The 13,373-nt window shown below is 69.0% G+C and carries 14 protein-coding genes; 5 read left to right on the forward strand and 9 right to left on the reverse strand.

What is annotated here, in order from left to right; translation table 11 throughout:
* Window position 1 precedes the first annotated feature (1 nt).
* The 4 genes from KNN16_RS08285 to KNN16_RS08300 all read left to right on the forward strand — a co-directional run bounded on the left by KNN16_RS08285 (window position 2) and on the right by KNN16_RS08300 (window position 4,054).
* Window positions 2-685, forward strand: a complete 684-nt coding sequence (locus KNN16_RS08285; RefSeq protein WP_299284990.1) for a DedA family protein — start codon at window positions 2-4, stop codon at window positions 683-685.
* Window positions 686-893: 208 nt separating this feature from the next.
* Complete coding sequence (locus KNN16_RS08290; RefSeq protein ID WP_299284987.1) at window positions 894-1,934, forward strand: HEAT repeat domain-containing protein; 1,041 nt, start codon at window positions 894-896, stop codon at window positions 1,932-1,934.
* Window positions 1,935-1,956: 22 nt separating this feature from the next.
* Entirely contained in the window at window positions 1,957-2,868 is a 912-nt protein-coding gene (locus KNN16_RS08295) for an AEC family transporter (RefSeq protein WP_299284984.1), read from the forward strand.
* A 4-nt stretch (window positions 2,869-2,872) separates the two neighbouring features.
* On the forward strand, window positions 2,873-4,054 hold the full coding sequence (locus tag KNN16_RS08300; protein WP_303896320.1) for a peptidase MA family metallohydrolase: 1,182 nt from the start codon (window positions 2,873-2,875) through the stop codon (window positions 4,052-4,054).
* Here the strand turns inward: KNN16_RS08300 and KNN16_RS08305 are convergent.
* Complete coding sequence (locus KNN16_RS08305; RefSeq protein ID WP_303896321.1) at window positions 4,040-4,534, reverse strand: DinB family protein; 495 nt, start codon at window positions 4,532-4,534, stop codon at window positions 4,040-4,042. The genes KNN16_RS08300 and KNN16_RS08305 overlap by 15 nt on opposite strands.
* A gap of 135 nt (window positions 4,535-4,669) precedes the next feature.
* Between KNN16_RS08305 and KNN16_RS08310 the strand changes: the two genes are divergently transcribed.
* On the forward strand, window positions 4,670-5,080 hold the full coding sequence (locus KNN16_RS08310; protein WP_303896322.1) for a hypothetical protein: 411 nt from the start codon (window positions 4,670-4,672) through the stop codon (window positions 5,078-5,080).
* On the opposite strand, the gene recO is transcribed toward KNN16_RS08310, so the two are convergent.
* The 8 genes from recO to KNN16_RS08350 form a co-directional block, all read right to left on the reverse strand.
* Complete coding sequence (gene recO, locus KNN16_RS08315) at window positions 5,075-5,875, reverse strand: DNA repair protein RecO (protein ID WP_273109598.1); 801 nt, start codon at window positions 5,873-5,875, stop codon at window positions 5,075-5,077. The two genes, KNN16_RS08310 and recO, sit on opposite strands and share 6 nt — an antisense overlap.
* A complete protein-coding gene (locus tag KNN16_RS08320) occupies window positions 5,872-6,312 on the reverse strand; it encodes a cold shock domain-containing protein (protein ID WP_159461571.1) in 441 nt (146 codons plus the stop codon). The genes recO and KNN16_RS08320 overlap by 4 nt, the downstream gene beginning before the upstream one ends.
* Window positions 6,313-6,355: 43 nt before the next feature.
* Complete coding sequence (locus KNN16_RS08325; protein ID WP_303896328.1) at window positions 6,356-7,504, reverse strand: LysM peptidoglycan-binding domain-containing protein; 1,149 nt, start codon at window positions 7,502-7,504, stop codon at window positions 6,356-6,358.
* Window positions 7,501-8,079, reverse strand: coding sequence for an HDIG domain-containing metalloprotein (locus KNN16_RS08330; protein ID WP_088570637.1), 579 nt, complete (start codon window positions 8,077-8,079; stop codon window positions 7,501-7,503). The genes KNN16_RS08325 and KNN16_RS08330 overlap by 4 nt, the downstream gene beginning before the upstream one ends.
* Before the next feature lie 370 nt (window positions 8,080-8,449).
* The gene (locus KNN16_RS08335; protein WP_299288843.1) at window positions 8,450-9,439 is read right to left on the reverse strand and encodes a D-glycerate dehydrogenase; all 990 of its coding nucleotides are present in this window, start codon (window positions 9,437-9,439) and stop codon (window positions 8,450-8,452) included.
* A gap of 79 nt (window positions 9,440-9,518) precedes the next feature.
* The gene (locus tag KNN16_RS08340) at window positions 9,519-9,734 is read right to left on the reverse strand and encodes a hypothetical protein (protein ID WP_088570570.1); all 216 of its coding nucleotides are present in this window, start codon (window positions 9,732-9,734) and stop codon (window positions 9,519-9,521) included.
* Window positions 9,735-9,831: 97 nt separating this feature from the next.
* On the reverse strand, window positions 9,832-10,872 hold the full coding sequence (locus KNN16_RS08345) for a hypothetical protein (protein ID WP_299288840.1): 1,041 nt from the start codon (window positions 10,870-10,872) through the stop codon (window positions 9,832-9,834).
* 30 nt (window positions 10,873-10,902) lie between these two features.
* Window positions 10,903-12,000, reverse strand: coding sequence for a Xaa-Pro peptidase family protein (locus KNN16_RS08350; protein WP_303896332.1), 1,098 nt, complete (start codon window positions 11,998-12,000; stop codon window positions 10,903-10,905).
* Window positions 12,001-13,373: the final 1,373 nt, after the last annotated feature.

The following is a 13,373-nucleotide window of genomic DNA, read 5'->3' on the forward strand; positions in this document are numbered from 1 at the left end:
GATGGAAGCGCTGGAGCATCAGCTGGTGCTGTTCCTGGAGAGATTGTTCCAGGGAATGGGTTGGGGCGGCGTCGTGGCGATCATGGCCCTGGAGAGCGCCAACATCCCGATCCCCAGCGAGGTGACCATGCCGCTGGCGGGCTGGATGCTGGTTCAGGCCCGCGGCGGGACGTTGCTCCGGGCCGTCCTGGAAGGCGGGTTCTACGGTGGGTTGGGATGCACCCTGGGCTCCCTGCTCTCCTATGCCCTGGGGTATTACGGCGGGCGGCCCTTCCTGTTCCGATATGGGCGCTACCTGCTGATCCACCCGCGGGATCTGGAGGCCGCGGATCGCTGGTTCGCCCGCTGGGGGATGTGGGCGACCTTCATCTCCCGTCTGCTGCCCATCGTGCGCACCTTTATCTCCTTCCCGGCCGGCGTCGCCCGCGTCTCCGTCTTCCCCTTCACCCTCCTCACCTTCACCGGATCGTTCCTCTGGTGCGCCGGCCTGGCTGCGGGAGGCTACATCTTCGGGCAACATTGGGAGGAGCTGCGCCGCCTCATGCGCCCCTTCGACATCCCCATCGCCCTGGCCCTGCTGGCCGGCTTCGCTTATTACCTCTATCGGCACATCCGCCACGCTCGGGAAGGTTACGAAGCGCTGCGCCCGGCCCTCCAGGAAGCGGATCCCCCGGGGGAGGAATAACGCGGATCACGCACCCCCGGGCTCGGAGCAGTTTTTCGTAAAGCCGGAGGACAAACCCTATAATTTTAAGCGCCGATCCGGCGTTTTCGATCCCTTCCGAAGCGGATGCTTCGGCCACAGGAAAGTCCCGTTCGGCGACCTCCGGGCGGTGGGAGGCCATGGACCCCCGCCCGGGTGAGGGCTTTCAGCAAATTCGGGAGGTTTTCTCATGCCTTCTGTGGAAGCTTTGCTTGCTCATCTCAAAGATGAAGCCACGCCGCTTTCCATCCCGCGGCTTTACTGGCTTTCGGACCTGAGCGAGGAGGAGCTCGAGCAGGTCGCACGGGTCTGGCTGACGCTGTCGACGGCGCGGCGGCGGGCCATCATGAGCCATCTGGTGGACATCAGCGAAGAGAACACGGAGGTGGACTTCGGGCGCATCTTCCGCATGGCCCTGAGCGACCCGGATCCCGAGGTGCGGGCGCTGGCCATCGACGGGTTGTGGTATGAGGATCAGGACCTCCAGCTGATGCGGCGCTTCTTCGAGCTGTTCGAGAAAGATCCATCCGTGGAAGTGCGGGCTCGGGCGGCCATCGGGCTGGGGCGCTATCTCTTCAACGCCTGCATCATGGAACAGATCCCCCTCTCCGCGGTGCGCCCGGCCATCGAGGCGTTGCGGCAGGCGTTCTACAATCCGGAGGAGCCCCTGGAGGTGCGCCGGCGCGCCCTGGAGGCCCTGGGCAACACCCTGGAGCCGGACCTCCCGCTGATGATCGCCCGGGCTTATGAGGATCCCGACGAGCGGATGCGGATGAGCGCCGTCTTCGCTATGGGCCGCACCGGCGAGGAGCGTTGGGTGCCCTATGTGATGGAGGCGCTGCGCAGCCCCAGCCCCGCCATGCGCTATGAGGCGGTGGTAGCCGCCGGCGAGATCGGCATCCGGGAGGCCGTCCCCCTCCTGGCCCGCCTGATCGAGGAGGGGGACGCGGAGATCCAGGAGGCCGCGATCTGGGCCCTGGGGGAGATCGGCGGCCCGCGAGCCCGGGAGATCCTGGAGGAGCTGGCCGAAGGAGAGGACGAGGACCTCGCCGCCCTGGCCGAGGAAGCCCTCGAGGAGCTGAACCTGATGGAAGAGGCCGAGACGTTCCTGCCCCTGCTCGAGATGGACCTGGAGTCCGACGCGGCCGAGGCGGAGGCCTGGCAGGCCCTCTGGGAGGAGGAGGAAGAGGAGGAAGGCGGGGAAGACGATGAGGAGGGGCGACGGGATTGACGCGGAGGACGGAGCGCCACCGGTGATCCTGCGCCTGATCCCCCAGATCCTCTTCCACGATCTGACCCCGGTCCTTCTGGCGATCGCCGCGGGCTGGCTTCTGGGCCGCTACCTGGATGTGCCTTCCCATCCGGCGGCCCGCCTCTCCTTTTACATCCTGAACCCCTCCCTGGTCTATATGTCTCTGGTCCGCTCGGACATCAGCGGCGTGGAGCTGTTCCGGTTCCTGGGCTTCGCCGCCTCCGTGCCTTTCGTCGCGGGAGGCTTCGGCCTGCTCCTCAGCCTGGCTCTGGGCCTCTCCGCCGCGGAGCGGACCGCCCTGATGCTCACGGCGATGTTCGTGAACGCCGGCAGCTACGGGCTGGGGGTCGTGCAACGGGCCTTCGGAGATGCCGCCCTGGCCCGGGCGGTGCTGTATTTCATGACCAACAACGTCCTGCTCAACACGTTGGGGGCCACCCTGGCCCTGCATGGCGGAGGGGGCTGGAGCTGGAGACGGCTGCTCTCCATCCCCACCCTCTACGCGGCCCTCGCCGCCGCCCTGGTGCGCTGGAGCGGCTGGCATCCCCCGGAGCCCATCGAGGCCGGGATCGCCCTGCTCAGCCGCGGCGCGATCCCCGTCCTCCTCCTGGTGCTGGGGCTGGAGCTGGCCCGCATCCGCCTGGAGGATCGACGTCGGCTCATCGGGCTCGGGGCGCTGGTGCGCCTGGTCGGGATCCCTCTGATCGCGATCCCCCTGGCTCGCCTCTGGGGGCTGGAGGGCCCAGCCTGGCAGGCCGGGATCCTGGAGAGCGCGATGCCGGCGGCGATCTCCAACGTGGTGATGGCCATGGAGTTCGGGATCTACCCGCGGACCATCGCCGGCATCATCTTCCTCTCCACCCTGCTCAGCCCGCTCACCCTCAGCATATGGATCGCCTGGCTGCGAGGGTAAGGCCATGAAGCAGGCCCTCCTCGGATTCGTCCTGCTGCTCCCGATCTTCGCCCGCCCCCTCCAAACCTCAACCCCTGCGGGAACGTTCCCCGGACGGGCGACAGTGGAATACACCTTCGGCCAGCGCATGCGCTTCGTCCTGGAGGGCGAGGGCCTTCCGGCCATCTCCGAGGCCATCCTCTACTACACGATGCCGGGGATGGAAACGCCCTACCGGGTGCGCCGGACCCTGGAGGCCTCCGACGGCCTGCGCGTGATCTACGAGCGGGATCTGCGCCGGGAACCCCTCCCGCCGTTCGTCCCCATCACCTTCTGGTGGGAGGTGCGGGAGGATCCCGGGGGATGGCGCTCCACGGAGCCCCAGACCTTCCGGTATCTGGACAACCGGGTGGCCTGGCAGACCCTGAGCGCCGGCCCCTTGCGGCTGCACTGGCACGCCGGGGACCCCGGGCTGGCCCGCTCTGTCCTGGAGCTCGCCCGCCGGAGCCTGGAGCGGATCGGGGGGCCTCTGGGGTATTCCGCGCCGGAGCCCATCGATCTCTTCTGGTATGCGGATCCGGAGCTGGCGCGGGCGGCTTTCCGGCTGGCCGGCCTGGAGATCGAAGGCGAGGTTCGACCCCGCTGGCGCGCCGTGATCCTGATGGCCTCCCCCGACGGCGCGGGGCTGGAGGCGTTGCGCCGCGCCATCCCCCATGAGCTCACCCACGTTGTCCTCCACGACCTGGCGGGCGGACAGCCCCTCCCGGCCTGGCTGGACGAGGGATGGGCGGTCTGGAGCGAGGGGCTGCCGGATCCGGCGCTCCTGCGCGCCCTCCAGGAGCCCCGCCTGGAGGGCGTGTCCCTGATCGGCCTGTGTGGGGATTTCCCCACGGATCCCCTGCGGGCCCGGCAGGCCTACGCCCTCGCAGGCGCCACCGTTCGTTATCTCCACGATCGCGAGGGGATCGGAGGGCTGCGGGGGTTGCTGGAAGCCTACGCCCAGGGCCTCTCCTGCGAGAGCGGCGTCCGCCGCGTCCTGGGGCGGTCCCTGGATCGCCTGGAGCGGGAGGTGGAGGCGGCGCTGCGCCCGCAACCGCCCGGGCGCGCTGTCCTGGAGGGGTTGGGCCCGTGGCTCTTGCTCTTCCTGCTGATGAGCCTGGGCCCCTTCTCCCTCCTGCTCGGAGGGCGGTCTTCATCCGCCCGGTGAGCCCCTCCGGGCGGCGCGCCAGCGCTCGATGTCGACGCGGTGCTCCGCATCGTGCTCGTAAGTCTCCGAGGCGATGAGCTCCCACAGGGGTCCCGCAAGGCCGGGGAAGCGTCCGGGCTGTGTGAGATCCGCATCCGAGAAACGCTCCAGGCGCCTCAACAGCTGCTGGAACGTCCCGTGGAAATCGGCCAGCACCCGCTCCAGCGGGCGGTCCTTCTGCTCCCGATAGATGCGCGCGTTCAGCGCGTCCACCTCCGCCGGGGAGAGTTCCAGGTCTTTCGGACGCCGACCCTGCTCCAGCTGGAAGAGGGCCGTGATCAGGCGGCCCTGCCAGACGGCCAGATGGGCCAGGATGTCCTTGACCGTCCACTCCCCAACCACCGGCACGTCGGTCATCTCCTCCGGGGAGAGCCCCTCAAGGGCTTGCAGCAGACGTTCCCGCTCCTCGTGAATCCGGCGGATCAGCGCGGCTTTGTCCATCGGCGCCTCCCGGACGTCTCTCCGGGTAGAGGATAGCCTCATCTTCGGCGCAGGGGAAGGACGCTGAGGGGGAAGGATTGCCGCCCGGATCCCGCCGGGCTATCATCGAGCTGGAGACCGTCAGGAGGCTCGGGGATGATCCGCGAGGTGGAGATTGAAGGCTTCAAATCGATCCGGAAGCTCCGCACGGTCATCGATGAGGATCCGGCCAGCGCTCAGCCTTCCTACCTCCGGAACGCCCGGCTCATCGAGGAAAACCATGGCGTTCGGGTGCTGGAGGATCCACAGCGCGGCCATCGGATCCTCATGTTGTGTCCCCGGCTGGAGGGCTGGATCCTGCAAGTCGCGCGGCGAAACGGCATCCGGCCGGAGGACCATCGACTCTCCCCTGATGAGGAAAAGCTCCACGAGGAGATCAACCTCCGCCCGCAGAGATTCGAGGATTTGATCCGAGGGCTTTTGGAGCGGAAGTGCCCCGAGCTCGATTACCTGAGGCGATGGATCCGTGCGGGGTGGGAAGGAGCAACCGGACCGCGAGCCCTATGAGGGCGGGCGAGGCGGCTGCTCCTCGGAGGGGGCGGAGCGGGCGAGCTGGCCGAGGACGGCGAGAGCCCGCGGGGGGCGTTCCAGGATGGCGCGCAGGTGATGGCCGATGAGCTCGCCGATCTCCCGCAGGGTCTCCGCCCGCAGGGGGGCCGTCCGGAAGGCCGGGTAAGGCGTCCGCAGGATGAAGCGCATCCCTTTCAGCGCCGCGCGGCTCAACGGGTAAGCCCCCGGCGCGCCCCGGGCGCACCGCGGGCAGAGGACGCCGCCGCGCCGCGGATCGAACCCATACGGGCCCCGCTCTTCCCGCAGCGGTTCCCCGCAGCCCACGCAGAACTCCACCTGAGGCCGGAACCCCGCGATCTCCAGGAGATGCAGCTCGTAGTAGCGGATGACCCGCTGGGGATCCTCGCCGCCGTCCAGGCGGTCCAGGGTGTCCGACAGCAGGCGATAGAGGGCGCGGCTCTCCTCCCCTTCGGGGGCGAGGGCCTCGGCCAGCTCCGCCGCGTAGTGAGCCAGGGCGCTGCGGTCCAGGTCCTCCCGCAGATGGGGATGGGGAGCGATGACCTCCGCCTGGCTGATCACATCCAGCTCCCGCCCCCGGGCCAGGAGCAGGGAGGTCCGCATGAAGCGCTCCAGGTGGCCGGCCTTGCGGCTTCGGATCTTGCGGACCCCCTTGGCCAGCGCGCGGTGCTTCCCGAGCTCCGGCGTCAGCAATACCAGGAGCCGGTCCGCCTCGCCGAAATCGACCCGTCGCAGGATGATGGCCTCCGTGCGATACAGGCGTTCCCGATTCATCCGGAGCCTTCCCGGAGGATGCCCGCTTCGGGATCCCGCTCCGCCGAAGCGGAAGCCTGCGTCGCCGCGACGGGGGTGACGCGGACGGCCTGGGGCCCCTTCGGAGTCACCTCGACCTCGAAGGTGACCGGCTGGTTGGCCTCCAGGACCAGCCCGGGGCGGACGATCCCCGTCCGGTGGAAGAAGATCTCGGTGCCGTCCTCGCAGCGGATGAAGCCATAGCCCTTCTCGGGGCTGAACCACTTCACCCGCCCCTCATAGACCTGCCCGGGCTCCAGCTTGCGCTTCGGTCGCGCCGCCTCCGCCCGGCACTTCGGGCACATGGTGGGCTCCACCAGGGGCTGGCCGGCCTCCACCATGCGCCGCTGTTCCGTCACCGTAAACACAAAAGGTCGGCCGCACTTCTCACACGTCAACAGCTTGTCCGCGAAAGGCATCGCGCGCTCCCCCTTATGCGGGATGGAAGCGATCGGAATCCCTTCATCCCCCTCCGGGGCTGGGGGTGGAAGGGACCTCGCCAGGGCTCCAGCGGAAGGTCCGGGCGGCCGCCGGGCCGGCCGGCTCGAACCGCACCGTTCCATCCGGCTCCACCACCCGCCGCACCACCTGAACGGTCCAGCGGAAGATATAGGGGCCCGCTTCCCCTTCCATGGCCGATCGGAGGAGGGAAGCCGGGATGTGCCAGGCGGTGGCCCGGGTGCGGAAACGGCCGATCTCCACGCCGTCCTCCCGGAACAGCCGGACCTCATACATCTCGCTGGGCTCGAGCAACCCGACGGACGCCCACTGGACGAGGACGGGCAGCCCGGCTCCTTCCACCCGGGCGCCATCGGGCGGGCTGAGCAAGGGCGGCGGCGGATAGGTCGGCACCGGCGTGGGGGTCGGGGTGGGCGTCGGGCCGGGGGCCGGTGTGGGCGTGGCCAGGGGGATCACCAGGGTCTGCCCGGCCTGGATCCGCTCCGGGTTCCCGATGCCGTTCGCCGCCTGGATGGCCTGCATGGAGACCCCGTAGCGCTGGGCGATGGCCAGCAAAGTCTCCCCCGGCTGCACCACGTGGAGGATCTTATCCGGCCGCGGCGTGGGAGACGGGGTCACCCCCGGCGGGAGCGTCGGGGTGGCCAGGATCGGCGTCGGCGTGTAGACCGGGATCCTCAACACCTGCCCGACGACGATGAGATCCCCCGAGAGGTTGTTCAAACGCCGGATGTCGTCCACCGTGACCCCATAGCGCTCGGCGATGTAGAGCAGCGTCTCCCCGGCCTGGACCTGGTGCTCCAGCGGTGGGATCGGGGTGGGAGTGAGCGTGGGCGTCGGCGTAACGGTGGGCCGGGGCGTGGGGGTGGCGGTGGGGGTGAAAGGCGTTCCGGTGAGGGTGGGCGTCGGGCGGGCCATCGCCGCCCGCGCCATCCGCCAGGCCAGCCCACCCACCGCCAGGAAGAGCAACACAACCAGCACGAACCCCAGAAGGGCCGATCGCCAGGGGATCGGCGGCTCGGGCTCCGGCTGGAGGGCCTCCGGTGGGATCGTGAGATCCGCCCCGCACCGCCAGCAGGTGCGGGAGCGGCGGGAAACCGGCATCCCGCATGTCGGGCACCGCCGGAAGAGTCCGGAGCTGCGGGCTTCGCTCATCGCGCCGATCCATCCAGGCCCAGGATGGGGGCGATCCCCTGCATGGCCTCCAGGACGCGGGCCACATGCTCCTCCAGGGGCACCCCCAGCTCCGCCGCCCCCCGCTCGATGTCCGCCCGGTTCACCCCGGCGGCGAACCGCCGATCTTTCCATTTCTTGAAGATCGAGTCCACGGTCACGCTATACAGGCTGCGGTCGGGCCGGACCAGGGCGACGGCGGTGATGAGGCCGGTCAGCTCGTCCACGGCGAAAAGCGCCTTGTCCCGCCGGGTGACCCGGGGGACGCCGGTGACTTCGGTGGCGTGGGAGAGGATGGAGCGGATGATGTCCTCCGGCCATCCGCGCTCCCGAAGGATGCGCGCCCCCTGGTTAGGGTGGCCGTCGGGGGCGACGTTCGGGTAGCGTTCGTAGTCGAAATCGTGGAGGAGCCCGACCAGACCCCAGGACTCCTCATCCTCTCCGAAGTAGCGGGCGTAAGCCCGCATGGCCGCCTCCACGGCCAGCATGTGCCGCCGCAGGTTCTCACTTTGAGTGAACTCGCACACCAGCGCCCACGCGTCCTCCCGGGTGGGCATCGTCCCTTCCACCTCCGATCCGGATCGCTTCCTCTTTTCCTGAATTTCCTCCAAACTTCCCACCCTGTCAACATCACCGCGCGGCCCGGGTCCGTTTTGGGCATAGGCGAATCGGCGGGCTTCCGGCTGGATCGCCTCCGGTGCCTGGGATCTCCGCTGAATCGCGGGGCGAAAACGGCGGCCTCGCCCAAAAAACGGGGGAGCCCTGGCGGCGCCGCCAGGGCTCCCCCGCCCGGGAGACCATCGGATCCACCGTCCGCACCTCGATCCTTCAGAAAGCCATGACCCGCTGGCGGCGCCGGGGGGACGAGCCGTCCCGCCCCCGCCCGCCTGGCGGTCCGGCCTCGGTTTCAACGGGAGGGCGACGGGGTCAGCCTGCGGCCCGTTCGTAGACCTCCGGGTTCACACAATAGGGGAGCCGCTCGCCCCGGAGGCCGGCCAGCACGTTCAGGGCCGCGATCTCCGCCATGCGGTTCCGCGTGGTCACCGTCGCGCTGCCGATGTGGGGGACCACAATGCAGTTCGGCAGCTGGAGGAGCGGATGATCCGCCGGGAGGGGCTCCGGATCCGTGACGTCGAGGGCGGCGGCGAAGATCCGCCCCTCCTTCAGGGCCTCGTAAAGGGCCTCCGTGTCCACGATAGGGCCCCGGGCGGCGTTCACCAGGACGGCGGTGGGCTTCATCTTGGCGAAGGCCTCCCGGTTGATCAGGCGATAGGTGCTTGGGTTGAGATCTGTGTGGATGGTGATGAAATCGCTCTCCCGGAGGAGGGTGTCCATGTCCACGAAGGCGGCCCCGAGCTCGGCTTCCGCGGCCTCGTTCCGGCGGACGTCGTGATACAGGATGCGCATGTTGAACCCTTTCGCCCGACGGGCCACCGCCGTCCCGATCCGCCCCATGCCGATGATGCCGATGGTTGCCCCGTAGACGTCCTGGCCCAGCAGGAGCAGGGGGCCCCAGGTGATCCAGCGGCCCTCCCGCACGTAATCGATGGCTTCCCGGATGCGCCGGGCGGCGGCCAGCAGCAGCGCCCACGTGAGGTCCGCTGTGGCCTCGGTGAGGACCCCGGGGGTGTTCCCCACGGGGATGCCCCGACGGGTGCACTCGGCCACATCGATGTTGTCGAAGCCGACGGCCATGTTGCTGACCACCTTCAGGCGCGGCGCGGCGTCCAGCAGCTCCGCGTTGACCTTCTCGGTCAACAGGCAGAGGAGGCCGTCGGCATCGGCCACTTCCTTCAACAGGATCTCGCGGGGGACCGGGAGATCGCTGTCCCAGACTTTGATCTCCGCATGCTCCCGCAGGACCTCAAAGGCCCGTTCCGGGATGCGTCGCGTGATGTAAACCTTGGGACGGGTCATCGGAGACCTCCGCTGGCGTGAGATAGGGTCATGGGCTCGGACACGGCCCGGGCTGTCGTCGTCCGTCCTCGGCGGCCCCTTAGCCAACGCCCCCGCTCTCCAGGGCGTCCACCGCCTGATCCACCAGCTCGACCAGCTCCTCCCATTCCTCCTCAGTCAGGTGGATGGAGACGTTGCCCAGCTCCAGATGGAAGAGGGACTGGCCGTCGTCGCCGGTGCTGCGCCAGACGGCGAAATGCTCCGTCTCCGCCAGCGTTTCCATCGCGAACTCATCCCCCGGCTCGTCCATCACCATGGCAGGGCTCCTTTCGAGATTCATTAAGGTTTCGGGTCTTCCTCATGAAGGGATCGCCGGCTCAGCCGGGATCCTGCCCGCCTGTCCGCCGCCGGGCTCAGGCGGTCTCTTCCTCCTCTTTACGCCACGCCGCCAGGTCCAGGGTGAGGCGGCTGAAGAAGCTGTTGGGCGGCAGCGCGCCGCTGCCATACTCCAGCTCCACCACGCGGGCCTGAAGCCGGAGGCCCTGGGTTTCCAGCTCCACGATGGCCCCGGGGGAGGCCAGCACCAGGTCCCCCTTCTGCCGCAGGCGGGCCTGAAGGGCGGTGTCCCGATAGGCGTGCTCGCTGGCCAGCACCTTGGTCACGGTCTTGATGTCGTTCTTGTCGAAGAGCCAGACCTCGAAGGCGGTCACCTTGGCCGGGTCCCCAACGCCGATGGTCTCGGAGATCCCCACGCCGAACTCGCCCAGGAACTCCCCGTTGGGCAGCTCAATGGGGAAGGAGAGGTCGAAGTGATCATCCCCCAGCTTGTAGGTCACTTGCCGTTGCGCCAGGGGAGGCGCCCCGACGGCCGGATAGGCCTCGATGGGCGCCGGCGGCTCGGGGGCGGCCGGGGTTCGCATCGGGCCAGCCGGAGCCGCCGCCGCGGGGGCGGGCGTCAGGCGCCGCGGGACCGCCTGGGGGGTTCGACGGCGCAGGAGGAAGAAGGCGATCCCGAGGAGGATCAGGCCGGCCAGCCCAACGATACAGTAGGACGGGATCCCACCCCGGGCGGGCGCGGGAGGCGCGGGGGCCTGCTCCCAGGCCGCGGCCAGTTGCTCCATCGCGGCGCGGCGGGCGGGATCCGTCTCCTGGGCGGCCAGGTTGCGAATCTCCCGGGCGGCGTCTCGGGGGTTCCAGCGCTGGCCCAGCCAGCCCGCGCTCTCCTCCACCCGCAGAAAACCCGCCCGGGTGGCGTCCGCCAGCAGGCGCAGATAGTTCGCCCGGTAATCCACCCGCAGATCCACGGGGGCGGCGTCCGTCCACTCCACCGGGGCGATATACCAGCCATAGATCAGCCCGAGGGCCAGGCCGGCCAGGAAGAGGGCTCCTCCGATGAGCAGCCTCTGACGGTAAGGTCGGAGCAGGATCTCGACGGCCTGCAGGATCGTTCCCACGGCGGACCTCCTTCCGGATCTTGGGGGACGCTATCCGCGCACCGGGATCAGGGGGTCGCGGGAGGCATGCGTAAGGATCTCCCGGACCCCATCTTCGCCTACGACCACCATGTCTTCAATGCGCACGCCACCCCAGCCGCTCAGATAGATCCCGGGCTCCACGGTGAGGACGGCGCCGGCGGGCACCGGGTCTTCCGCGATGGGCCCGGCCGAGGGCTTCTCGTGGATCTCCAGGCCCACCCCGTGGCCCAGGCCGTGGCCGAAGGCGTCCTTGTAGCCTGCCTCCTCGATGACGGCGCGCGCCAGCGCATCGATCTCCTTGCCCGGCATCCCGGCCCGCATATGGCGGATGGCGGCCTCCTGGGCGCGCAGGACGATGTCATAGATCTCCCGGAAGCGCCGGGGCATGCGGCCCAGGATGAAGGTGCGGGTGAGATCGGAGTGATAGCCGTCCACCCGCGCCCCCAGGTCCACCACGATGGGCTCGCCGACCTTCAGGGGACGGTCCCCCGGGTGGTGGTGGGCCATGGCCGCGTTCGGCCCGGAGGCCACCAGGATGTCGAAGGCCACATCTTCCCCTCCGTGGGTGCGCAGGTATTGCTCCGCCAGCCAGGCGGCCTCGCGCTCCGTCATCCCCGGGCGCAGGCGGCGACGCAGATAGGCCATGGTGGCATCGGCGATGCGGGCGGCCTCCCGGATGCGGGCCAGCTCCTCCTCATCTTTCACCGCCCGCAAGCTCTCCACCCAGTCCCGGGTCGGAATCCACCTCACCTTCGACGCGGCCTTTTTCCAGCTCTTCCACTGATCCACCGTGACCCGGGCGCTCTCGAAGGCGATGCGTTGAGGCGAGCCGATCTTCTTCAGGAACTCCGGCAGGATCTCGGAGAAGCGGCGGCTCGGGAGCCGATACAGGGTGAAATCGGGGGCCTGGCGGGCCGCCTGCTCCCAGTAACGGAAATCCGTGAGGATCCAGGCGCCACGGGGCGTGATGCAGAGGATCGCGGCGGAGCCGGTGAACCCGGAGAGATAGCGGACGTTGGGGAGGTAGGTGACCAGGAAGGCCTCGACCTTCTTTTCCGCCATCAGGCGGCGCACAGCTTTCACCCGCTGTCGATGCACCGCAGCCATCCTGCACGCTCCGGGAGGATTGAAGTTCCATCAGGGACCGGCACCTGGATCGGCCGGTTGGCTTCTTATAGTAAGCAATTCCTCGCTCCCGGGCAAACGCGAGCGACGGAGGAACGGGCCCCGGCACCAGCCGCCGTAGCCTCTCCTTCGGCCCTGGGAGGCCTCGCCTTGGGCGTCGAATGAATTCGACCTCAGGGGGCCTTCGGCCGACGGCCGGCCTGCGCGCCGAATGAATTCGACCTCAGGGGGCCTCCGGCCAACGGTCGGCCTGCGCCGACCGGAAAGGCATTCTTTGCGTCGGCGGAGGCCGATGCCTGGCACGGGGCGCGCCGAATGAATTCGACCTCAGGGGGCCTCCGGCCAATGGTCGGCCTGCGCCGACCAGGAGGGTGTCCTTTGCGTCGGCGAAGGCCGACGCCTGGCGCGGAGCGCGCCGAATGAATTCGGCCTCAAGAGGCCTCCGGCCGACGGTCGGCCTGCGCCGACCGGAAAGGCATTCTTTGCGTTGGCGGAGGCCGACGCCTGGCGCGTAAGCGCCTCAGAAGGCCGATTTCAATCGGCGTGAAGGCCTGGGGCGTTGAATGAATTCGACCTGGGGAGGCCTCCGGCCGACGGCCGGCCTGCGCGCCGAATGAATTCGGCCTCCAGAGGCCTCCGGCCAATGGTCGGCCTGCGCCGACCGGAAAAGCGCTCTTTGCGTCGGCGAAGGCCGACGCCTGGCGCGGAGCGCCTGAGGAGGCCGATTTCAATCGGCGTGAAGGCCTGGGGCGTCGAATGAATTCGACCTCGGGGGGCCTTCGGCCAATGGTCGGCCTGCGCCGACCAGGAGGGTGTCCTTTGCGTCGGCGAAGGCCGACGCCTGGCGCGGAGCGCCTGAGGAGGCCGATTTCAATCGGTGTGAAGGCCTGGGGCGTCGAATGAATTCGACCTCGGGGGGCCTTCGGCCAATGGTCGGCCTGCGCCGACCAGGAGGGTGTCCTTTGCGTCGGCGAAGGCCGACGCCTGGCGCGGAGCGCCTGAGGAGGCCGATTTCAATCGGTGTGAAGGCCTGGGGCGTCGAATGAATTCGACCTCAGGGGGCCTTCGGCCAATGGTCGGCCTGCGCCGACCAGGAGGGTGTCCTTTGCGTCGGCGGAGGCCGACGCGTGGCGCGGAGCGCCTGAGGAGGCCGATTTCCAATCGGCGTGAAAGCCTTGGGCGTCGAATGAATTCGACCTCAGGGGGCCTTCGGCCGACGGTCGGCCTGCGCGCCGAATGAATTCGGCCTCCAGAGGCCTTCGGCCAACGGTCGGCCTGCGCCGACCGGAAAGGCCTCTTTGCGTCGGCGAAGGCCGACGCCTAGCGCGTAAGCGCCTCAGAAGGCCGATTTCAAT

The sequence above is a fragment of the Thermoflexus hugenholtzii genome (genome assembly GCF_018771565.1).
Taxonomy (GTDB): domain Bacteria; phylum Chloroflexota; class Anaerolineae; order Thermoflexales; family Thermoflexaceae; genus Thermoflexus; species Thermoflexus hugenholtzii_A.

Coding starts and splice junctions, on each gene's coding strand:
- KNN16_RS08285 (WP_299284990.1), top strand. CDS start 2: ATGGAAGCGCTGGAGCATCAGCTGGTGCTGTTCCTGGAGAGATTGTTC.
- KNN16_RS08290 (WP_299284987.1), top strand. CDS start 894: ATGCCTTCTGTGGAAGCTTTGCTTGCTCATCTCAAAGATGAAGCCACG.
- KNN16_RS08300 (WP_303896320.1), top strand. CDS start 2,873: ATGAAGCAGGCCCTCCTCGGATTCGTCCTGCTGCTCCCGATCTTCGCC.
- KNN16_RS08305 (WP_303896321.1), bottom strand. CDS start 4,534: ATGGACAAAGCCGCGCTGATCCGCCGGATTCACGAGGAGCGGGAACGT.
- KNN16_RS08310 (WP_303896322.1), top strand. CDS start 4,670: ATGATCCGCGAGGTGGAGATTGAAGGCTTCAAATCGATCCGGAAGCTC.
- recO (WP_273109598.1), bottom strand. CDS start 5,875: ATGAATCGGGAACGCCTGTATCGCACGGAGGCCATCATCCTGCGACGG.
- KNN16_RS08320 (WP_159461571.1), bottom strand. CDS start 6,312: ATGCCTTTCGCGGACAAGCTGTTGACGTGTGAGAAGTGCGGCCGACCT.
- KNN16_RS08325 (WP_303896328.1), bottom strand. CDS start 7,504: ATGAGCGAAGCCCGCAGCTCCGGACTCTTCCGGCGGTGCCCGACATGC.
- KNN16_RS08330 (WP_088570637.1), bottom strand. CDS start 8,079: ATGCCCACCCGGGAGGACGCGTGGGCGCTGGTGTGCGAGTTCACTCAA.
- KNN16_RS08335 (WP_299288843.1), bottom strand. CDS start 9,439: ATGACCCGTCCCAAGGTTTACATCACGCGACGCATCCCGGAACGGGCC.
- KNN16_RS08340 (WP_088570570.1), bottom strand. CDS start 9,734: ATGGTGATGGACGAGCCGGGGGATGAGTTCGCGATGGAAACGCTGGCG.
- KNN16_RS08350 (WP_303896332.1), bottom strand. CDS start 12,000: ATGGCTGCGGTGCATCGACAGCGGGTGAAAGCTGTGCGCCGCCTGATG.